Origin of the sequence: Qipengyuania soli, from assembly GCF_015529805.1 — a bacterium.
Classification (GTDB): domain Bacteria; phylum Pseudomonadota; class Alphaproteobacteria; order Sphingomonadales; family Sphingomonadaceae; genus Qipengyuania; species Qipengyuania soli.
In genome coordinates this window covers 1,389,422-1,408,170 of the sequence record NZ_CP064654.1, presented here as the reverse complement: position 1 = coordinate 1,408,170, position 18,749 = coordinate 1,389,422, and the positions used below count along the sequence as shown (strand labels likewise).

General features: G+C 62.5%; 22 protein-coding genes and 1 tRNA gene. 13 read left to right on the top strand and 10 right to left on the bottom strand.

Annotation, left to right across the window (positions count from 1 at the left end):
• The first annotated feature begins 48 nt into the window (after positions 1 to 48).
• The 8 genes from IRL76_RS07065 to IRL76_RS07030 all read left to right on the top strand — a co-directional run bounded on the left by IRL76_RS07065 (position 49) and on the right by IRL76_RS07030 (position 6,715).
• Positions 49 to 3,285, top strand: a complete 3,237-nt coding sequence (locus IRL76_RS07065; RefSeq protein WP_200984064.1) for an intermembrane phospholipid transport protein YdbH family protein — start codon at positions 49 to 51, stop codon at positions 3,283 to 3,285.
• A gap of 74 nt (positions 3,286 to 3,359) precedes the next feature.
• On the top strand, positions 3,360 to 3,545 hold the full coding sequence (locus IRL76_RS07060) for a YnbE family lipoprotein (RefSeq protein WP_246450048.1): 186 nt from the start codon (positions 3,360 to 3,362) through the stop codon (positions 3,543 to 3,545).
• On the top strand, positions 3,545 to 3,949 hold the full coding sequence (locus IRL76_RS07055) for a YdbL family probable chaperone protein (RefSeq protein ID WP_425504515.1): 405 nt from the start codon (positions 3,545 to 3,547) through the stop codon (positions 3,947 to 3,949). The genes IRL76_RS07060 and IRL76_RS07055 overlap by 1 nt, the downstream gene beginning before the upstream one ends.
• 189 nt (positions 3,950 to 4,138) lie before the next feature.
• Positions 4,139 to 4,465: an AtpZ/AtpI family protein gene (locus tag IRL76_RS07050; RefSeq protein WP_200984063.1), complete on the top strand. Its 327-nt coding sequence runs from the start codon at positions 4,139 to 4,141 to the stop codon at positions 4,463 to 4,465.
• Between the two features lie 46 nt (positions 4,466 to 4,511).
• Positions 4,512 to 5,297, top strand: a complete 786-nt coding sequence (locus IRL76_RS07045) for a F0F1 ATP synthase subunit A (protein ID WP_200984062.1) — start codon at positions 4,512 to 4,514, stop codon at positions 5,295 to 5,297.
• A gap of 40 nt (positions 5,298 to 5,337) precedes the next feature.
• Entirely contained in the window at positions 5,338 to 5,565 is a 228-nt protein-coding gene (locus IRL76_RS07040) for a F0F1 ATP synthase subunit C (protein ID WP_040964046.1), read from the top strand.
• 84 nt (positions 5,566 to 5,649) lie between these two features.
• Positions 5,650 to 6,144 carry a F0F1 ATP synthase subunit B family protein gene (locus IRL76_RS07035; RefSeq protein WP_200984061.1) on the top strand — a complete coding sequence of 165 codons (495 nt, stop codon included), beginning with the start codon at positions 5,650 to 5,652 and terminating at the stop codon, positions 6,142 to 6,144.
• Positions 6,137 to 6,715 carry a F0F1 ATP synthase subunit B family protein gene (locus tag IRL76_RS07030; protein WP_200984060.1) on the top strand — a complete coding sequence of 193 codons (579 nt, stop codon included), beginning with the start codon at positions 6,137 to 6,139 and terminating at the stop codon, positions 6,713 to 6,715. The genes IRL76_RS07035 and IRL76_RS07030 overlap by 8 nt, the downstream gene beginning before the upstream one ends.
• 57 nt (positions 6,716 to 6,772) lie before the next feature.
• Here IRL76_RS07030 and IRL76_RS07025 read toward each other — a convergent pair whose 3' ends face one another.
• The 10 genes from IRL76_RS07025 to aroA all read right to left on the bottom strand — a co-directional run bounded on the left by IRL76_RS07025 (position 6,773) and on the right by aroA (position 15,368).
• Positions 6,773 to 7,747, bottom strand: a complete 975-nt coding sequence (locus tag IRL76_RS07025) for an NADPH:quinone oxidoreductase family protein (protein WP_200984059.1) — start codon at positions 7,745 to 7,747, stop codon at positions 6,773 to 6,775.
• Position 7,748: 1 nt separating this feature from the next.
• The gene (locus IRL76_RS07020) at positions 7,749 to 8,075 is read right to left on the bottom strand and encodes a DOPA 4,5-dioxygenase family protein (protein ID WP_200984058.1); all 327 of its coding nucleotides are present in this window, start codon (positions 8,073 to 8,075) and stop codon (positions 7,749 to 7,751) included.
• Positions 8,076 to 8,077: 2 nt separating this feature from the next.
• Entirely contained in the window at positions 8,078 to 8,833 is a 756-nt protein-coding gene (gene gloB, locus IRL76_RS07015; protein ID WP_200984057.1) for a hydroxyacylglutathione hydrolase, read from the bottom strand.
• Positions 8,834 to 8,958: 125 nt separating this feature from the next.
• Positions 8,959 to 10,662 carry a 30S ribosomal protein S1 gene (gene rpsA, locus IRL76_RS07010; RefSeq protein WP_200984056.1) on the bottom strand — a complete coding sequence of 568 codons (1,704 nt, stop codon included), beginning with the start codon at positions 10,660 to 10,662 and terminating at the stop codon, positions 8,959 to 8,961.
• Positions 10,663 to 10,936: 274 nt separating this feature from the next.
• A complete protein-coding gene (locus IRL76_RS07005) occupies positions 10,937 to 11,308 on the bottom strand; it encodes a hypothetical protein (RefSeq protein ID WP_200984055.1) in 372 nt (123 codons plus the stop codon).
• A gap of 155 nt (positions 11,309 to 11,463) precedes the next feature.
• Positions 11,464 to 12,087, bottom strand: coding sequence for a DUF2238 domain-containing protein (locus IRL76_RS07000; RefSeq protein ID WP_246450047.1), 624 nt, complete (start codon positions 12,085 to 12,087; stop codon positions 11,464 to 11,466).
• A gap of 74 nt (positions 12,088 to 12,161) precedes the next feature.
• Complete coding sequence (locus tag IRL76_RS06995) at positions 12,162 to 13,112, bottom strand: bifunctional helix-turn-helix transcriptional regulator/GNAT family N-acetyltransferase (RefSeq protein ID WP_200984053.1); 951 nt, start codon at positions 13,110 to 13,112, stop codon at positions 12,162 to 12,164.
• 71 nt (positions 13,113 to 13,183) lie between these two features.
• The gene (locus tag IRL76_RS06990; protein ID WP_200984052.1) at positions 13,184 to 13,804 is read right to left on the bottom strand and encodes a (d)CMP kinase; all 621 of its coding nucleotides are present in this window, start codon (positions 13,802 to 13,804) and stop codon (positions 13,184 to 13,186) included.
• Complete coding sequence (locus IRL76_RS06985; protein ID WP_200984218.1) at positions 13,801 to 14,049, bottom strand: CBU_0592 family membrane protein; 249 nt, start codon at positions 14,047 to 14,049, stop codon at positions 13,801 to 13,803. Before IRL76_RS06985 ends, IRL76_RS06990 begins: the two co-directional genes overlap by 4 nt.
• Before the next feature lie 5 nt (positions 14,050 to 14,054).
• Positions 14,055 to 15,368: a 3-phosphoshikimate 1-carboxyvinyltransferase gene (gene aroA, locus IRL76_RS06980; RefSeq protein ID WP_200984051.1), complete on the bottom strand. Its 1,314-nt coding sequence runs from the start codon at positions 15,366 to 15,368 to the stop codon at positions 14,055 to 14,057.
• 169 nt (positions 15,369 to 15,537) lie between these two features.
• Here aroA and IRL76_RS06975 point away from each other — a divergent pair, with 169 nt between their 5' ends.
• The 5 genes from IRL76_RS06975 to rimM all read left to right on the top strand — a co-directional run bounded on the left by IRL76_RS06975 (position 15,538) and on the right by rimM (position 18,747).
• On the top strand, positions 15,538 to 15,876 hold the full coding sequence (locus tag IRL76_RS06975; RefSeq protein WP_200984050.1) for an FYDLN acid domain-containing protein: 339 nt from the start codon (positions 15,538 to 15,540) through the stop codon (positions 15,874 to 15,876).
• A 90-nt stretch (positions 15,877 to 15,966) separates the two neighbouring features.
• A tRNA-Ala gene (locus IRL76_RS06970) sits at positions 15,967 to 16,042 on the top strand.
• Positions 16,043 to 16,220: 178 nt separating this feature from the next.
• Positions 16,221 to 17,693: a signal recognition particle protein gene (gene ffh / locus IRL76_RS06965; RefSeq protein ID WP_200984049.1), complete on the top strand. Its 1,473-nt coding sequence runs from the start codon at positions 16,221 to 16,223 to the stop codon at positions 17,691 to 17,693.
• Positions 17,694 to 17,727: 34 nt separating this feature from the next.
• Positions 17,728 to 18,249 (top strand): 30S ribosomal protein S16, encoded by a 522-nt coding sequence (gene rpsP / locus IRL76_RS06960; RefSeq protein ID WP_200984048.1) that lies wholly within the window; start codon positions 17,728 to 17,730, stop codon positions 18,247 to 18,249.
• Between the two features lie 9 nt (positions 18,250 to 18,258).
• A complete protein-coding gene (gene rimM, locus IRL76_RS06955) occupies positions 18,259 to 18,747 on the top strand; it encodes a ribosome maturation factor RimM (protein WP_200984047.1) in 489 nt (162 codons plus the stop codon).
• Positions 18,748 to 18,749: the final 2 nt, after the last annotated feature.

Genomic DNA, 18,749 nt, shown 5'->3' with positions numbered 1-18,749 from the left:
CAGACACTTGATTGCCTTTCGTGCGCGGCTCGCGCAAGTGTGGGTTCAATGGAGAGGGACGCGGAAGACGGTCAATTTCTGGATTACGGCGGTGAGGAAATTCGACCGCGCTCCCGCTTGCGCAAGAAGCGCTACGCGGTTCCCAGTGCGCTGCTCGCCGTACTTTTTGCCGCTCTCATAGTTGCATGGTTTTCCCGCGAGAGAATCGCGAACAATATCATTGCCGACCAGCTCGAATCTTATGGACTTCCAGCAACTTACGAGATCGAGAAGATCGCCGGCACGAATCAGGTACTATCGAATCTCGTTATCGGCGATCCGGCCGCCCCCGATTTCACTGCCGAAAAGGTGGTTGTACGATTGCGTTACCGGCTCGGCCTGCCCGAGATCGGCGCCGTCCTGCTCGTGAAGCCCAGGATCTATGGCACTTATCTCGATGGAAAACTCAGTTTCGGATCGCTCGACAAGGTGATCTTCGCCGAGAGCGACCAGCCGCCGGGACTTCCTGATCTGAACCTGACGATACGCGACGGGCGAGGCCTGATCGAAAGCGAATTCGGGCCGATGGGACTCAAGCTGGACGGCTCGGGTCGGCTAAACGGGGGCTTTTCGGGATTGTTGGCGGCGACTGCACCCAATTTGTCTACCCCAAATTGCGATGCCCGCGATGCTACCGCCTTCGGAAGGATCAGCGTCGCATCAGGGAGACCGAAGTTCCAGGGGCCCATCCGCCTCGCCACGTTGGTCTGTGGTTCGGATGGCCTCTCCCTGTCCGACTATGCCGTGCAGATGAATGCGTCGCTCGACGATGCATTGGCCAATCCATCGCTGCAGGCGTCTATCGATGGCGGCAGGACCCGCTACGGGGAATACGCCGCCGCTTCACTATCGGGAACAGTGAGGGCGCAGTTGCGTGATGTTGTGTCCACCGCACGCTATTCGCTGGCCGCCAGAGGTGCACAGTCGCCGCAGGCGCTCGCCGCAGTCCTCACCGCCGAAGGCCAGCTGAGGGCCTCCAAAGGCTTCGAGCGGATCAAGGTCGACAGTGCTGTCGAAGGCAATGGCATCCGGTTGGGTGAGCAGTCGCTCGATGCACTTCAAGGGCTGGCGCGCACCGGCAAGGACACGTTGCTGGCTCCGATCACGCGCAAATTGGCCAACGCCCTCGCCGCCGAGGCACGTGGCAGCGACCTGCAGGCGGACGTCCGGTTCCGCAAAGACGGCAGGCGCATTTCGTTCCTGGCTCCCCAGGCAGAACTTCGCGGTGGCAGCGGTGCCAGAATTCTCTCCTTGTCGCGGGTCGAGATAGCAAGCGGTGGCGACAAGCCTTCGCGGTTTGCCGGGAATATCGCAACCGGTGGGTCCAACCTTCCGCGACTGACTGGCCGTATGGAGCGGGCAAGCAATGGCAATTCGCTCTTTCGCCTCGCTATGGAGCGATATGAAGCCCAAGGATCGGCAATCGCAATCCCCCGACTGCTGGTCGACCAGGCAAGCGACGGGGCGCTTCGTTTCGCCGGCGAAATCGAGGCGAGCGGCCCTCTCCCAGGGGGTAGGGCGCGCAACCTACGTGTGCCTCTCGACGGCCGCTGGGCTCCTGGTGGAGCCGTGGCAATCTGGACCAGTTGCACTGATATCGGCTTCGACGAGCTGGAGCTGGCCAACCTGCGCTTCGACAAGCACCGATTGACCCTGTGCCCGCCGCGAGGCCGATCAATTTTCTCCAATGGCGCCGACGGGATGCGGATCGCTGCCGGTGCGACGTCGCTGGATTTGTCGGGCTATGTTGGCGAAACGCCGATCAGACTGTCCTCGGGACCGGTCGGGTTTGCTTATCCTGGTGTAATGACGGCACGGCAGGTCGATGTTGCGCTTGGGCCGGCGGCTACCGCGAGCAGGTTCCGGATCTCGGATCTCGATGCAAGGATCGGGGACAATATTGCCGGAACCTTCACCGATGCGGATGTAACGCTGGCTGCGGTCCCTCTCGATATCCGCGAAGCGTGGGGCAATTGGGACTACACGGCGGGCACGGTGACAATCGCCGACAGCGCATTCCGCCTGCTCGATCGCAATGAGCCTGACCGCTTCGAGCCGCTTGCTGCACGCGGGGCGGGGCTGACCTTGAAAGACAATGTCATCCTCGCTCGCGCCGAATTGCGCCATCCGGGCACCGATCGCCTCGTCACGATTGCCGACATCAGGCACAACCTCGCGACTGGGGCGGGGCACGCCAATCTCGATGTCCCTGGCCTGGTATTCGACGAGAGGCTCCAGCCCGATCAGCTTACGCCTTTGGCATTGGGTGTCATTGCCAATGCCGATGGAACGGTCACCGGCAAGGGACGAATAGACTGGGCCGCCAACGGAAACGTTACCAGTTCTGGAACATTCGGCACCGAAGGTCTCGATTTCGCTGCTGCATTCGGCCCGGTGAAGGGCGCCAGCGGCACGATCGAATTCACCGATCTGCTCAATCTTACGACCGCTCCGAACCAGAAGCTGCGAGTTGCCTCGATCAACCCTGGTATCGAAGTGCTCGATGGCGAGATCGAGTTCGCATTGAGAGATGGAACCCTGCTCGCCGTCGCAGGCGGCAGCTGGCCCTTCATGGGTGGACGACTGCTCTTGCGCGATGTCGACTTCAACTTCGGCGTCAGTGAGGAGCGACGTTACATCTTCGAGATCGTCGGACTCGAGGCGGCGCAGTTTGTGGCCCAGATGGAACTGGAGAATATCTCTGCGACCGGCACCTTCGACGGGACGGTGCCAATTGTCTTCGATGCGAACGGCAACGGCAAGATTGATACTGGCGTCCTCATCTCCCGTCCACCGGGAGGGAACGTGTCCTATGTCGGCGAACTGACATACAAGGACCTGTCACCCATCGCCAATTTCGCCTTCGATGCGCTCAAGAGTCTCAACTACGACCAGATGCGCGTAATTATGGAAGGTCCGCTTACGGGCGAGATCGTCACTCGCGTGCGATTCGATGGCGTGAGCCAGGGTGAGGGCGCCAAGTCCAACTTCGTGACCAAGCAGCTGGCCAAGCTGCCGCTCCAGTTCCGGATCAACATCCGCGCGCAGTTCTACCAGCTGCTGACCAGCATGAAGGCGCTTTACGATCCCTCTGCCGTACGCGACCCGCGCGAGCTGGGCCTGTTGTCCGACGATGGCAAACGCCTGCTGCGCCGCTCCGTGACCGGCGAAGAGGCCGAACCTAAAATCGAGCCGGAAGACGTAATTCCGGATGAACCCACCATTCAGGAGCAGGAAAGCGAGTAGGGGCTATGAAGACCGTTGAATTGACGGACCGCGCAAGCGCTGCGACAAACCCTGTCATGCAGGGGAGCAGGGCGATGCACGGTGCGAAACGGATGGCGGCGGCTACGCTTGCTCCGCTCGCGCTTGCCGGATGCATCACAGTGAATGCGCCCGAAGAGCCGATCGTGATCGAGCTCAACGTCAACATCCGCCAGGAAGTGATCTATCGCCTCGCTGAAGACGCGGGGAACACAATCGAAGAGAACGCGGATATTTTTTGATGGGTGACATGATGACCAAGCGAATTTCCAGGGCGGTGCTGGCCACCGCCGCGATCGCGACCGCTCTTGGCGGCATCGCGAGCCCCGCCTTTGCCCAGCGCGATCCGGCTTATGCCGCTGCTCGCGCCAGCGGGCAGGTAGGCGAGAAAATGGACGGCTATCTCGGCATTGTCGGCGCATCGAACGCCGAGTTGCAGCGCATCGTCAACGACATCAACATCAAGCGCCGCGCGGTCTACTCAGAACGTGCCAAGGCGACCAACGCCACGCTTGAGGAATATGCGTTGACCGCAGGCTGCCAGGCGATCCTGGCCACCGCGCCGGGCGAAAAGTACCAGGCTCCGGACGGTAGCTGGGCGACCCGCGGCGCAGGCGCTCCACTGCGCGATTCGCGTTGTCCCTAAGTCAGGAAAGGTAACTTCCTAACCGCTTGCCCCGTCGCCCCAGTGGCGGCGGGGTTATACTTTGAGCCATAGAGGCGCGAAACAGGGGTCTGGCGTGTTGACTCGCCCATGCCCCCCTTCTAAGGGGGCGGCGCCCTCGGCGGGCAAGTCCGTGCCCGTGCCGCGCAACCCCCTTAAAAGGAGCAAGGCATGAGCAACGACGAGCCCGCACGGGAGCCCATCCAGGAGGATGCGCGGATCGATGCGCTGGAAAAGCGGCTTGAAGCCGCACAGCAGCGTGAAGAGGAGCGCAACCGCCCGCAGGCATCGGGTGCCGACGCGAATTATCGTAGCGGCAACCGTGTACTGGCGGATCTTCTTGGCGGGCTCCTCGGCGGATCGGTGATCGGATATGCCATCGGCTATTTTACCGGCACCAATCCCTGGGGTCTGTTGGTCGGCCTGTTCCTCGGGATCGTGGTCGCCTTCAGGAACATCATCCGTGCGGCTAATGTGCGCCCCGACAATCAGCCCTGACCGGGCTTTCGGGGCGCTGTTTACAGGATTTAGGGGTTAGCGAGACGTGGCAGTCGAAGCCAAAGTCGACCCGATGCACCAGTTCACGATCGAACCGATTGCCGGTTCGGCCAACTGGGAGCTCATGGGCTACAATATCGCCTTCACCAACAGCGCGTTGTGGATGCTGATCACCACCGTGGTGCTCTTCCTCTTCGTCGCCGGCGGCATGAAGCGCGAGCTCGTGCCTGGACGCTGGCAGATGATGGTAGAAACCTTCACCGGTTTCATCGACAACATGCTCGAAGCGAACATTGGCAAGGCAGGGCGCAAGTACGTGCCTTACGTCTTCAGCCTGTTCATGTTCATCCTCTTCGCCAACCTCCTCGGCCTCATGCCGCTTGGTGTTATCGGCCTCCATCCCTTCACGTTTACCAGCCATTTCACCGTGACTGGCGTGCTGGCGATCCTGAGTTTCTCGATCGTCCTCCTGGTCGGCTTCTGGAAGCACGGTCTCCACTTCTTCAGCCTGTTCGTGCCGCACGGCACGCCGCTGCCGATGATCCCGGTGATCGCGCCGATCGAGTTCATCTCGTTCATGGTGCGTCCGTTCAGCCTCGGCCTGCGACTTTTCGTCGCCATGATGGCCGGTCACGTCCTGCTTGAAGTGCTTTCGAGCTTCGTGATCGACGGCACCAATGCCGGAGCCCTGTGGACCGGCGTGGTCGGCCTGCCGAGCTTCCTGCTGATGATCGGCATCTGCGCGCTGGAACTGCTGGTGGCCGGCATCCAGGCCTACGTTTTCGCTCTTCTGACGTCGCTGTACATCAACGACGCTGAGAACCTTCACTAAGTTTCGTTTCAATATATCTGATTTCCCAAAGGAGTTTGTCATGGAAGTAGAAGCTGCAAAGCTGGTTGGCGCCGGTCTCGCTGCAATCGGTGCCGGCATGGCCGCCATCGGTGTGGGTAACGTCTTCGGTTCGTTCCTCGAAAGCGCTCTGCGCAACCCGGGCGCTGCCGACGGCCAGCAGGGCCGCCTCTTCATCGGCTTCGCCGCTGCCGAACTTCTCGGCCTGCTGGCGTTCGTCGTTGCAATGATCCTGATCTTCGTCGCCTAATAGCAACGATCAGTCATTCCGGTCGGTCGGGGTTTGTTCCGACCGGCCGCAAGATTACCCCGTACCCGCCTTTCGAGAGCTGACATGCCACAGATAGCACAGCTTGCCGAAACATGGTCCAGCCAGGTCTTCTGGTTGCTGGTCTTCTTCGGCATCACCTTTTTCGTCATCGGTCGGGGCATGGTCCCCAAGGTGATGGAGACGGTTGCCCAGCGTGATTCCCAGATCGCCGCCGACCTCGCCGCTGCCAAGGCCGCTCGCGATGCCGCCGACGAGCAGGAAGAGGCATGGCGGGTGCGCGAGAACGAGAACCGCGCCGCGGCCCAGGCGATTGTCGCCAAGGCCAAGAGCGACGCGGCTGCCTCGTCCGACAAGAAGCTCAAGGCTGCGCAGGCGCGTCTCGACAAGAAGCTTGAGGAAGCGGAAGTGCGGATCTCCGAAGCCCGCACAGCGGCGCTCGCCGAAGTGCAGGATGTGGCTGTCGAGGCCGCACAGGACATCGTCTCTCGCCTCGCAGGGGTGAAGGTGACCAAGCCTGCCGCGAGTAAGGCCGTCAAGGAGGCAATGACTCATGGCTGAAGCAACCGCCGCACCCGAGGTCTTCGCCACGGAAGCAGCCGAAGCCTTCGTCGAAGAAGGCCATGGCGGTGCGCCGACCCATGCCGAACCCGAACTGTTTGGCCTTGCACCATTCCAGGTGGTTTCGATCGCGATGTTCGTCCTGCTCCTGATCGCCTTCTTCGGCGCCAAGGTTCACAAGACCATCGCCGGCGGGCTCGACAGCAAGATCGCCGCGATCAAGGACCAGCTGGACGAAGCCAAGCAGCTCCGTGCGGAAGCCGAGGCGCTTCGCAACGAATATGCCGCTAAGATCGCCGGTGCCGAGAAGGACGCCGAAGCCATGCTCGCCAACGCGCAGCATGAAGCCGACGCCATCCTCGAGAAGGCCGAAGCCGACAGCAAGGCGATGGTCGAACGCCGCAAGCGTATGGCGGAAGACAAGATCGCTGCTGCCGAGCGTGAAGCGGTGGAGGATGTCCGCAATCGTGCCGTCAACGCCGCAACCGCAGCCAGCCGCAAGCTGATCGCCGAAAAGCATGACGCCGATGCCGATCGCTCGCTGGCCGACAAGGTCATCGCGGGAATCTGATCCGCGTCGATAGGTGAGAAATCGAGAGGGCGGTCCTGCGGGGCCGCCCTTTTCGATTCAGGGTTCCAATACGATCTTCCCGATGATCTCGCCGCGCTGCATGGCCTCGAACGCCTCGCGCCAGCGGTCGAGCGGGAGAATTCGGTCGACGTGCGGCGTAATTCGCCTTTCGCTCGCAAGTCGAGCAAGCTCCGCTGCGATACGCTTGCCCCGTTCGGGGAAGCGGCGGGCGTATTCCCCGGCCCGCACTCCGACCACCGAGAAACCCTTTATGAGCGGAATATTGACCGCAATCTCGGGTATGCGCCCCGCGACGAAGCCGATGACCAGCAGCTTGCCGCCGAAGGTTATGCACCGGGTGCTCTCGTCGAACACGTCGCCGCCGACAGGGTCGTAGACGAGGTCACACAAGCGACCATCGGTCAGCTCTGCTACCTGTTCGCGAAACCGCCCGGTGTTGAGGATGGCCGCGTCCGGTTTCACAATGCTCTCTATCGGCCCGAGCTTGTCCTGGCGGTGGGTGGCGGCAATGACGTTGGCGCCCAATGCCTTGGCGAGGTCACACGCGGCGAGACCGACACCACCGCTGGCACCGTGGACCAAGACCGTTTGTCCAGGCTGCAAGTGCCCAAGCTCGACCAGCGCAACATATGCGGTGTGGTAGGCCGCGCCCATCGAGGCGGCTGCGGCAAATGAGAGGCGCTCGGGTATGGGGCGGAGCGAGGATGCGGAGAGAGCCACGTATTCGGCAAAGGCGCCGGTCTTGGCGCCACCCATGACGCGATCGCCAACTGCGAACGGGGATCCTTCCGGTGCCTCGACGACCTCGCCTGCCATTTCCAGGCCGGAAACGAAGGGCACCTCGGGTTTGAACTGGTATCCGCCCTGCGTCATCAGCAGGTCGGGAAAGTTGAGCGATGCCGCTCGCACCCTTACCAGGACCTCGCCTTCGCCGCATTCCGGTACGGGCAAATCGGCGAGCGCGACGCCTGAAAGGTCGTCCGACAGTCTGCTGACGAGAACGGCCTTCATCTCAGTCGAAAATCGTTATGTCGAGTGCTTCCGACTGGCCGAACCAGATGACGTATTTCGTGTGGTCATCGAGATCGTTGCCACTGAGGCCATGCGCGAAGATGGTCAGATCCCCACGCGCCTCGGAGGCCCAGGCAGCAAATTCCGCGAACTGTTCGGGACGCATCGAAAGCTGGCAGGATCCGCGCGGATGCGGTCCGACCGGTGCGGTGTGGAAATGTCCGACAGGCACATTGAATGTTTCGTAAGCTGCCTTGGCGAAGGCGCGCGCAGTCTCGAGCTCGGGCGGATCGAAATAGATGTGCGCGTGATAGCCCCGGATCGCCATCGTCAGAAATTGTCCTTGGCGTGGCGCAGGGCGGCGAAGGTCTCAGCGGGGTTCGTTCCGCCCCAGCGGTCGCGCAGTTCAGCGCTGTCGGCACGCAGGAAGGGATTGGTCAGCAATTCGCGCGAAAGAACCGTGGGCACGGTCGGCTCGCCCTTGGCGCGCTTTTCCTCGACACGGGCGGCATAGAGACGAAGTTCCGCATTGTCGGGGTCGGCATGAAGAGCGAAGCGAGCGTTCGATGCGGTGTATTCATGCGCGCAGTAGAGCAGGGTGTTGGGCGGCAATTGCCTGATCCGCTCGAGGCTGTGCCAGAATTGATCCGGCTGACCCTCGAACATCCGCCCGCAGCCAAGCGCGAACACGCTATCGCCGACAAATGCCAAGTCAGCATTTGAGACGTGGTAGGCGATGTGGCCGTTGGTGTGGCCCGACACGTCGATCACGCGCGCCTGCCAATCGCCAAGCATCACTGCATCGCCATTGCTCACCACGCGGTCGATCGGCGCGATACGTTCGACTTCCTTGGGAGCGATGACCTTTGCTCCCGTCGCTTCGACAATGGTGGCATTCCCGCCGGCATGGTCAGGATGCCAGTGAGTGTTCCAGATCTGGGTGATCTGCCACGCCTTCTCGCGGGCCTGCTTGAGATATTCGGCACCGTCGGGCGTATCGATTGCCGCGGTCTCACCACTCTCGGGATCGTGGAGCAGGTAGCCGTAATTATCGGACAGGCAGGGAAACTGGTGAACTTCGAGCATGGCGGTCTGCTGTCCTTCAGCGCGATGGATGCCTGAATGTAGGACGCGCGACCCAATGAGGAAAGGCCCGCCTGCGGGTCTCGCAAGCGGGCCTTCCTGATTACCTTCGAAAAGGTGGGAAGAACTTAGTCTTCCTTCTTCTTCAGCGCTTCGCCGAGGATGTCGCCGAGCGATGCACCCGAGTCCGACGAACCGAACTGTGCCACGGCTTCCTTTTCCTCGTGGATCTGGCGAGCCTTGATCGAGAAGTTGGGCTTCTTCGAGCGGTCGAAACCGGTGACCATGGCGTCGACCTTCTGGCCGGGCTGGAAGCGGTCCGGACGCTGCTCGTCGCGGTCGCGGCCGAGGTCCGAGCGCTTGATGAAGCCGGTGGCGCCATCGTCGCCGACCTGCACTTCGAGACCGCCGTCACGCACTTCGAGAACGGTCACGGTGACCACCTCGTTCTTGCGCAGCGAGCTGCCGGCGCCGGCTTCGGTCGGAGCACCCTTTTCGAGCTGCTTCATGCCGAGGCTGATGCGTTCCTTGTCGGTGTCGACGTCGAGAACGACGGCTTCGACCTGCTCGCCCTTGCGGTGCAGGGCGAGGGCGTCTTCACCCGAGATGCCCCATGCGATGTCCGACATGTGAACCATGCCGTCGACGTCGCCATCGAGGCCGATGAACAGGCCGAATTCGGTTGCGTTCTTGACTTCGCCGGTGACCTTGGTGCCGACCGGGTGCTTCTCCGCGAACTCTTCCCACGGATTGCGCTGAGCCTGCTTGAGACCGAGGCTGATGCGGCGCTTGTCGCTGTCGACCTCGAGGACCATGACTTCGACTTCCTGCGAGGTCGAAACGATCTTGCCCGGGTGGACGTTCTTCTTGGTCCAGCTCATTTCCGAAACGTGGACCAGGCCTTCGATGCCAGGTTCGATTTCGACGAAGGCGCCATATTCGGTGATGTTGGTGACGGTGCCCGTCATCTTCATGCCGATCGGATACTTCGCGGCGACGCCGTCCCACGGATCGCTTTCGAGCTGCTTCATGCCGAGGCTGATGCGCTGCGTGTCTTCGTTGATGCGGATGATCTGGACGGTCACGGTCTGGCCGATCTCGATCATTTCGCTCGGGTGGTTGACGCGCTTGTAGCTCATGTCGGTGACATGCAGCAGGCCGTCGATGCCACCGAGGTCGACGAACGCACCGTAGTCGGTGATGTTCTTCACGACGCCGTCGATCACCTGGCCTTCGGTCAGGTCGTTGATCAGCTCGCTGCGCTGTTCGGCGCGGGTTTCTTCAAGCACCGCGCGACGCGAAACGACGATATTGCCGCGACGACGGTCCATCTTGAGGATCTGGAAGGGCTGGGCCATGTCCATCAGCGGAGCGACGTCGCGCACCGGACGGATGTCGACCTGCGAACCGGGCAGGAAGGCCACGGCGCCGTCGAGGTCGACGGTGAAGCCGCCCTTGACGCGGCCGAAGATGCGGCCTTCGACGCGCTTGCCTTCGCCGAACTCGCTTTCCAGCTTGTCCCAGGCGGCTTCGCGGCGGGCGCGGTCGCGTGACAGCATTGCTTCGCCGTCGGCGTTCTCGACGCGGTCGACGAACACTTCGACTTCGTCACCGACTGCCGGTGCCGTGTCGCCTTCGCCGCGCATGAATTCCTTGATGTCGATGCGGCCTTCGCTCTTGAGGCCGACGTCGATCATTGCATAGCCGTTCTCGACGGCAGTGACGGTGCCCTTGACGACGCGACCCTCGAAGCCGCCGTCATCGGCGCCACCGAGCTGCTCGTCGAGCATCTTCGCGAAATCGTCGCGAGTTGGATTGGCAGAGGTTGCCATATGGATAGTCCTTCGATCGTTTTGCTACCGGCCGCCGGTTTTCCCGGGGTCTTTCTCCGTCTGCTCGCACCATTGCGGGCCGTACGGGGCAAGAGGCCGACTTCTCCGCGAGGCCCCATGCCGCCGCGAAGGTCCTTCAATCCGGAGATTGGGAGAACGGGCGCGCGCCTAGGCGATGAAAGCGCGAAACGCAAGGAAATTGCATCGGACTTGAGGGGGGAAGCATGGCGAGGACGCGCCCTATTATTGCGTCCCCGCCATTGCCCGTCGGTATCTACCAGGCGTCGTACCCGCTGCGGCTCGTATTGTCGGCGCAAGCATCAAAGCGCGCCTGGAGTTTGGCCGGAGCTGAACTGGCGTCTGCTTGCGCATCGCGCCAGGCGTCCCAGGCTGCACCGAATTTGGCGGCGTTTGGCGTCTTTCCTATCCACCAGAAGGTCGCCTGGTCGGCGTCCTGGATCGGGGTGATGATTGTGGTCGAATAGCCGTAGCTCTTACCCCACGTGTTGAAGTCCTTCACGATGGCCATGTACTGGCCCATCGTGCACCCATTTTTCAGCTTCTGGCCAATGACGTCCCAGTGTTCAGCATGCGCCGAAGTTGGCGCAAAGCTCAGCAGTACCGCTGCAAAAAGCAACTTCTTCATAGGTGCTCTCCCTGCTTTGGGGCGGGACACCACATGTCGTGCTTGTCACGAATGCGCGTCGGCGCCCATGGGCGACCCTATCGCGACCTCATTCGGTGGCGGACTTCTGCGCCTGTCGGGAGGTTTGTGCAATGCCCCTGAAGGCTACTCGGTTGTCAGCTGCTCGCACTTACCCGCGACAATTGGCGATTGTGGAGCTTCGTCAACAACATGAGAGCAGCGAGCGCTCCAACAAGGCACATGAGCATATCCCACTGGGTGTCCCAAGGGTCTCCCTGGGTGCCGAGAAACTCGTCCGCCCCTTGGCCTAGCGCCATTGCCGCGCCGAACTCGATCAGTTCGTAGGAAGTACTCACGGCCAGGCAGCAGGCCATTACGAGGGCCGTCAGCAACCAGCCCGGTCGCAGGCTACCCAGCCTGATGAGCAGCTCGCGCAGAACGATTGCCGGGACGAAACCCTGGATGAAATGTCCGAAGCGGTCGTAGGGGTTGCGTGCAAGGTCCAGCCAGTCCTGCACCGCAAAGCCGACCGGCACGCGGGCGTAGGTGTAAGCTCCGCCGAGCATCAGCACGAGTCCGTGGAAACCGATCAGGGCCAAGGCTAACGTGGTCAGCTCAAAGCGCTTTCCGGTCAGCCACAGGATGGGCAGTGCTATCAGCGCCGGGGCGACCTCCATCCACCAGGTGGCGCGGTCATGGGGAGACCACCCGGAGGCGAGGAGGGCGAGAGCCCAGACGGCGCTGAGCCCGATCAGTTTGGTCTCATAGTCCTTGTTCAACGCACGCTCCCCTCCGTGGTCGCCGGACCGGATACTAATTGCCGCGCCCGACATGCGGCAAGTGGCAGTCGGTCTCAGACACCGGTGTAGAGCATGGCCACGTTGCATCGATCATAGCGGGCGCCGTAATCTGCCATGATCCCGGCATCGTGCTCGAAGCCCAGCTTCTCGTAGAGGTGGACGGCCGCGGCACACTTGCGATTGGTCAGTAGGTAGAGCTTTTCGGCACCTAGTTGGCGCGCCCGATCGATCATGCCTTCGAGCAAGAACTCCCCGGCCTTGAGGCCGCGCGCACTTTCCCGGACACCCATCTTGGTGAGTTCGAAAGCTGCTGGGCCCGTTTTCTGCAAGGCGCAGGCGCCGACGATGCCGAGACCGGCTGCGTGGACGAACATGATGTCGCCGCCGGAATCGATGATCCGTTCCTGCGGATTTTCGAGGACGTCGCGGTCTGTTTGTTCGAGAACGAACATCGCCTCGATCCACTCGGCGTTGATGTCATGGAACTCGTGGGCGAGGGCTGGGTCCCAGCCGAGCAGGGTCAGCCGGCCCGGTTCCGATTGCATGGCCCGTTCGGCGATCGAGGCTTCGGACAGCGACTCCTCGATAACGGCGAGCTGGCGAAGGAAATCGCCTTCGAGACGGTCCAGAATTTGTTCGGCGGCCATGCCGACGCGCGGCCAGACGTCGGACGCGATCACGTTGACGGTCCGTGTGCCTTCAGCCGTGAGGCCAATCATACGACTGCGCTGGTCGTCGCATTCGACATCGGCCACCATGCCGAGCTTTGTCAGCTGTCCGATGGTGCGGGTCATGCCCGGCTGGCTGGTGCCGCTGGCGTCTGCGAGCTGGCCGATGGTCTTCGGTCCGGTGCGCAGTGCAGCCATGGCTGCCATGTGACCCGGCTGGAGGGGGATGCCGGCATCGGCGATAATCTGCGCCGCGCTGGCCTGCATCCGCTCGCCAAGGCGCTTCAGCCTGCTGCCGAGGAAGGCTGGGCCCATCTGCGCAACGACGTCGACCATGCGAATCTCCATAACGTGTTATATAACAGGTTATGGAATTAGAGACCGCATGGCAAGAGGCGGCTCAGGACTTAGTCGAGTGCTTTTTCCACCACACTAATCGCCGCAGCGATCGCCGCGTCGCGATCCAGTGCGCTGGTGTCGATTACATGAGCGTCTGCTGCCGGAACGAGTGGGGCGACTGCCCGGTTGGTATCGCGTTCGTCCCGACGGCGCAGGTCGTCTTCGATTTCTGCGAGCGTCACTTTGACGCCGCGCTGCTGCATCTCGAGGAAACGCCGTTTCGCCCGCGCTGCCACGCTGGCGGTGACGAACAGCTTTACCTCGGCCTCCGGAGCGATGACCGTCCCGATATCGCGTCCGTCGAGAACGGCGCCACCTTCCTGCAGGGCGAACTGGCGCTGGCGTTCGTAGAGCGCCTGTCGCACCGAAGGATGAACCGAAACCCGGCTTGCCAGCCCTCCGGTTTCTTCGGTTCGCAAGTGGGGATCGTCGAGCAGGCTGTCGGGGAAGCTGGTCGCCGCCAGTGCATCGCCTCCGTTGCCGGGGTCGCCGCCGTCGAGGAACACCTGCCGCCCGACCGCGCGATAGAGCAGGCCTGTATCGAGGTGCGGCAGGCCGAAGTGCGCGGCAAGCGCCTTGGCAATGGTGCCCTTGCCCGAGGCCGTGGGGCCATCGACCGCAATGATCATGCGGGGTTTCTCCGGGCGCGCATCGCCTTCACCAATCCGTAGATCGCAATCGCTGCCCAGAAACCCTCGAGCACCAGGCTCGGCAGGTTGGTGTGGACCAGCAGCGAAACCGTCAGCAAGGCCGCGCCCGCAAGGTTGGTCCCGTGAAGTACGAACGGGTTCGGTTTCGTCTTGGCGGTCAAATACGCATAAGCGCCAATGATGCAGGCCATGCCGACAAAGCCGACGAGCGTGTAGATATCCATTCCGTTCACGCTGCCGCCTCGTCCAGCAACGTCATGAAGTTCGGGAAACTCGTGGCGATTGGCTCGGTGCTATCGACCTCGACCCCGTCGCGGCTGGCTAGGCCCGCTACCGCCATGCTCATTGCGATGCGGTGGTCGAGATGGGTTTCGGTCGCCTTGCTGGCAGTGCCGCGCAAGGGTGCGCCGCCGCTGCCCTGGATCACCAGGCCGTCTTCAAGCTCCTCCAGCGGGACGCCTGCTCCGGTAAGGGCGGCGGCCATGGCCGACAGGCGATCGCTTTCCTTGACGCGCAGCTCCTCGAGCCCGCTGGTTACCGTCGTGCCTTCTGCCATCGCAGCGGCAACAAACAGCACGGGAAATTCGTCGACCATGCTCGGCACGACATCGGGATCGACTTCGATACCCTTAAGCTGAGAATGGCGCACCCGAAGGTCTGCAACGGGTTCACCCCCGACTTCGCGCTCGTCGAGCTTTTCGATGTCCGCGCCCATCTGTGCCAGGACGCGGAAGATTCCATCGCGTGTCGGATTGAGGCCGACGTTCTCGATGACGAGATTGCTGCCGGGCACGATGCTGGCCGCCACTGCAAAAAAAGCGGCAGAGGAGGGGTCGCCCGGTACGGTGATGTCGCAGGGGTGAAGGTCTGCGGTACCATGGATGCGGATGATACGCTCGCCCTCGGCTTCTTCGACGGTCAGGTCGGCTCCGAAACCGCGCAGCATGCGCTCGGTGTGATCCCGGGTGGGCACCGGCTCGATAACCGTCGTTATGCCCGGCGTGTTCAACCCCGCCAGCAGCACTGCGCTCTTCACCTGTGCACTCGCCACGGGGAGGCGGTATTCAATAGGCACCGCCGGCTGCATCCCCTTCATCATCAGCGGCAGGCGACCGCCGGGGGAGGGCGTAAAGCTCGCCCCCATGGTGGAAAGCGGATCGATCACCCGCCGCATCGGCCGTTTCGACAGACTGGCATCACCGGTGAAGGCCACAGTGATGCCGTGGCTGGCGACAAGGCCCATAAGAAGGCGCGTAGAGGTGCCGGAATTGCCCATGTCGAGCGCCTGCTCCGGCTGGAGCAATCCGCCGACGCCGACACCGTCAACGATCCAGTCATCCCCATCGCGTCCGATCATCGCACCCATGGCGCGCAGGGCCGCGGCGGTGGCAAGGACATCCTCGCCTTCGAGCAGGCCGGAAATGCGGCTACGTCCGACAGCGAGCGCGCCGAACATGAGCGAGCGGTGGCTGATCGACTTGTCGCCCGGCACGCGAATGCGGCCGGTAAGAGGGCCAGAGGGTTGAAAGCGGTGTGAGGTCACATAATCTCTTGGTTGGCGTGGCTTTGCGCGCGAGCGCTTTGACAGCGCGAAAACAGTCTGGCAAGGCGCGCGCGCAGTTGATTCCCGGCCTCCGGGATCCCATCATCAACAATACGAATTCAAGCGCTCCGGAGCGGTATGTCACGGAGCAGAAAACCAAGGATTACACATGGTCAAACCGGAATGGGGCACGAAGCGTACCTGCCCGAAGTGCGGCACTCGCTTCTACGATCTGACGAAGGACGATCCCGTCACCTGCATCGAATGCGGTGAGGAATGGGATCCGGAGCCCGTGCTCAAGTCGAAGCAGCCGATTCCCTTCGAAGAAGAGAAGAAGAAGGACATCGAGGCGGACAGCGATCTCGGTGGCGACGACGATGACGATCTGGACATCGACATCGACGAAGACGACGATTCGCCCGACAACGAAGTCGACCTCGGCGGCGACGACGACCTCGGCGTCGAGACCAAGTCGAAGGGCGACGACGACGATTCCGACGATAGCTAATTTTGCTGTTGCATTGCGGTGAGGGCCCTTATATTGGGCGCCTCCCGCAAGGGTGACACGCCTCCCAGGACGTGTCGCAGGAAATGGCTCGGGGCCTTAGCTCAGCTGGGAGAGCGCTACAATGGCATTGTAGAGGTCAGCGGTTCGATCCCGCTAGGCTCCACCATTTCACCCGGATTTGATGGTAGCGGGTCGTGGCGACGGCTGCGACCTGCTTCCATCACACCCGGGCATTAGTTTGGGATTACAGGGGCTTGTCCCCACGCTGGCCGACGAGTTCTCGTCCGCCGGCGTTTTTCGCGTTTTCCGGCATCCGTTGCGGCGCCGGGGTTTGGAGTAGGCACGTGTTCGACAACCTGTCCGATCGTCTCGGCAATGTGTTCGACAAGCTGCGCGGGCGCGGTGCGCTCAGCGAGCAGGACGTGCGCGATGCCATGCGCGAGGTCCGCGTGGCACTGCTCGAAGCCGACGTCGCGCTGCCTGTCGTGCGCCGCTTCGTCGATGCGGTCACCGAAAAGGCGATCGGTTCGGAAGTCCTCAAGTCGGTCACGCCCGGACAGCAGGTCGTCAAGATCGTCAGCGACGAACTGACCGAGATGCTCGGCGGCGACGAGCCTGCCGAACTCAACTTCGCCGCGCGCCCGCCGGTCGTCATCATGATGGTCGGTCTGCAGGGCTCGGGTAAGACGACTACGACCGCCAAGCTCGGCAAGCTGATCAAGGAAAAGCACGGCAAGAAGGCGATCATGGCGTCGCTCGACGTCAATCGCCCCGCCGCGCAGGAACAGCTCAAGGTTCTCGGCGAGCAGGTGAACGTCGCTACCCTGCCGATCATTCCGGGCCAGCAGCCGGTCGATATCGCCCGCCGTGCGATGGAGAGCGCCAAGCTGCAGGCCGCCGACGTGCTTCTGCTCGACACTGCAGGTCGCCTCCACGTCGACGAAGCGCTGATGGCCGAGATGAAGGCAATTGCCAGCGTCTCGGCACCGACCGAAGTGCTGCTGGTGGTCGACAGCCTGACCGGCCAGGACGCGGTCAACGTCGCGCAGAGCTTTACCGGCGAGGTGCCGCTGACCGGCGTCGTGCTGACCCGTATGGACGGCGATGCCCGCGGCGGTGCGGCGCTGTCGATGCGCTATGTCACCGGCAAGCCGATCAAGTTCGCAGGTACGGGCGAAAAGCTCGACGCGATCGAGGCTTTCGATGCCAAGCGCGTTGCCGGTCGCATCCTCGGCATGGGCGATGTGGTTTCGCTGGTCGAGAAGGCCGCCGCGACGATTAAGCAGGACGAAGCCGAAGCGCTCGCCAAGAAGATGGCGCAGGGCAAGTTCGACCTCGACGACCTGCGCATGCAGCTTCGCCAGATGCAGCAGATGGGCGGCCTCGGCATGCTCGCAGGCATGATGCCCGGCATGAAGAAGGCCAAGGCGGCGATGGCGGCGAGCGGGATGGACGACAAGGTCCTCGTGCACATGGATGCCATCATCGGTTCGATGACTCCCAAGGAGCGCAAGCGTCCCGAACTGCTCAATGCAAAGCGCAAGAAGCGCGTGGCGGCCGGTTCGGGCACCGATGTGCAGTCGGTCAACAAGGTCCTGAAGATGCACCAGGAAATGGCGCGCGCCATGAAGCAGATCAAGAAGATGGGCGGTTTGAAGGGCCTCGGCGCCCTGTTCGGCAAAGGCGGCCTCGGCGCCGCTATGCCGGGCCTGGGTGGAGCGGGTGGCATGCCCGGTCTCGGCGGGCCCTCGGGTGGACCGGGCGTGGACATGGACACGCTTCCCCCCGACCTCCAGGACTTGCTCAAGAAGAAATAAGTTTCAGACGTTTACATTCGAAAGGTAATATCAAATGGCAGTTGCAATCCGTCTTTCGCGCGGTGGCGCCAAGAAGCGTCCTTACTACCGCATCGTCGTCTCCGACACGCGCAGCCCGCGTGACGGCAAGTACCTCGAGCAGATCGGCACCTACAACCCGATGCTGCCGAAGGATTCGGGCGAGCGCGTGAAGCTCGACGAAGACCGTGCACGTCACTGGCTGAGCGTTGGCGCCAAGCCGACCGACCGCGTCCACCGCTTCCTCGACGCCGCCGGCGTCCTTGAGCGTGCACCGCGCAACAACCCGAAGAAGGGCGAACCGGGCGAAGCTGCCAAGGAACGCGCTGAAGAGAAGGCTGCCAAGGCTGCCGAAGCCGAGGAAGCTGCCAAGGCTGCCGAGGAAGAAGCCAACGCACCGGCTGAAGAAGCTGCCGCTGAAGAAGTCGCTGCCGAAGAAGCTCCGGCCGAAGAAGCTGCCGCTGAGGAAGCTCCCGCTGAGGAAGCTGCTGCTGAAGAGGCTCCGGCCGAAGACGCAGCCGAAGAAAAGGCCGAGTAAGCCTTTCCCATGTCGGACAAGCCCCTCACGCTGGCCGCCGTCACCGGCGCGCATGGCGTGGCGGGCGAAGTCCGCCTGAAGCTGTTGGGCGAGGGGCTCGATGCCCTCAAATCGCACAAGAGCTTCAACGATGGTTCGCTGACCCTCGTAAAGATCCGCAGCGACAACAAGGGCGGTGCCATCGCGCGCTTTGCCGAGGTGTCGGATCGCACCATGGCGGAGCAGCTGCGCGGCACCGCCCTTTCCGTTTCCCGTGAAGAGCTTCCAGGGCTGGAGGAGGGGGAATTCTATTTCTCCGACCTCCTCGACCTGCCTGTCGTAACCGACACGGGCGAGGATGTCGGACGGGTCTGCGCGGTCGAGAATTTCGGCGCCACCGACATCGTCGAAATCGAGAAGCCCGACGGCAAGAAGTTCATGGTCCCGCTGACCGAGCAGGCCGTGCCCAAGTGGGATGCGAGCCGGTTAGTGATTTCGGAGGCATTCTGGGATAGGTAGTC

Excerpts from the sequence above, each read along its gene's own strand:
- IRL76_RS07065 (WP_200984064.1), top strand. The coding sequence starts at position 49 with ATGGAGAGGGACGCGGAAGACGGTCAATTTCTGGATTACGGCGGTGAG.
- IRL76_RS07060 (WP_246450048.1), top strand. The coding sequence starts at position 3,360 with ATGCACGGTGCGAAACGGATGGCGGCGGCTACGCTTGCTCCGCTCGCG.
- IRL76_RS07055 (WP_425504515.1), top strand. The coding sequence starts at position 3,545 with ATGGGTGACATGATGACCAAGCGAATTTCCAGGGCGGTGCTGGCCACC.
- IRL76_RS07050 (WP_200984063.1), top strand. The coding sequence starts at position 4,139 with ATGAGCAACGACGAGCCCGCACGGGAGCCCATCCAGGAGGATGCGCGG.
- IRL76_RS07040 (WP_040964046.1), top strand. The coding sequence starts at position 5,338 with ATGGAAGTAGAAGCTGCAAAGCTGGTTGGCGCCGGTCTCGCTGCAATC.
- IRL76_RS07035 (WP_200984061.1), top strand. The coding sequence starts at position 5,650 with ATGCCACAGATAGCACAGCTTGCCGAAACATGGTCCAGCCAGGTCTTC.
- IRL76_RS07030 (WP_200984060.1), top strand. The coding sequence starts at position 6,137 with ATGGCTGAAGCAACCGCCGCACCCGAGGTCTTCGCCACGGAAGCAGCC.
- IRL76_RS07025 (WP_200984059.1), bottom strand. The coding sequence starts at position 7,747 with ATGAAGGCCGTTCTCGTCAGCAGACTGTCGGACGACCTTTCAGGCGTC.
- IRL76_RS07020 (WP_200984058.1), bottom strand. The coding sequence starts at position 8,075 with ATGGCGATCCGGGGCTATCACGCGCACATCTATTTCGATCCGCCCGAG.
- gloB (WP_200984057.1), bottom strand. The coding sequence starts at position 8,833 with ATGCTCGAAGTTCACCAGTTTCCCTGCCTGTCCGATAATTACGGCTAC.
- rpsA (WP_200984056.1), bottom strand. The coding sequence starts at position 10,662 with ATGGCAACCTCTGCCAATCCAACTCGCGACGATTTCGCGAAGATGCTC.
- IRL76_RS07005 (WP_200984055.1), bottom strand. The coding sequence starts at position 11,308 with ATGAAGAAGTTGCTTTTTGCAGCGGTACTGCTGAGCTTTGCGCCAACT.
- IRL76_RS06995 (WP_200984053.1), bottom strand. The coding sequence starts at position 13,112 with ATGGTCGACGTCGTTGCGCAGATGGGCCCAGCCTTCCTCGGCAGCAGG.
- IRL76_RS06990 (WP_200984052.1), bottom strand. The coding sequence starts at position 13,804 with ATGATCATTGCGGTCGATGGCCCCACGGCCTCGGGCAAGGGCACCATT.
- IRL76_RS06985 (WP_200984218.1), bottom strand. The coding sequence starts at position 14,049 with ATGGATATCTACACGCTCGTCGGCTTTGTCGGCATGGCCTGCATCATT.
- IRL76_RS06975 (WP_200984050.1), top strand. The coding sequence starts at position 15,538 with ATGGTCAAACCGGAATGGGGCACGAAGCGTACCTGCCCGAAGTGCGGC.
- rpsP (WP_200984048.1), top strand. The coding sequence starts at position 17,728 with ATGGCAGTTGCAATCCGTCTTTCGCGCGGTGGCGCCAAGAAGCGTCCT.
- rimM (WP_200984047.1), top strand. The coding sequence starts at position 18,259 with ATGTCGGACAAGCCCCTCACGCTGGCCGCCGTCACCGGCGCGCATGGC.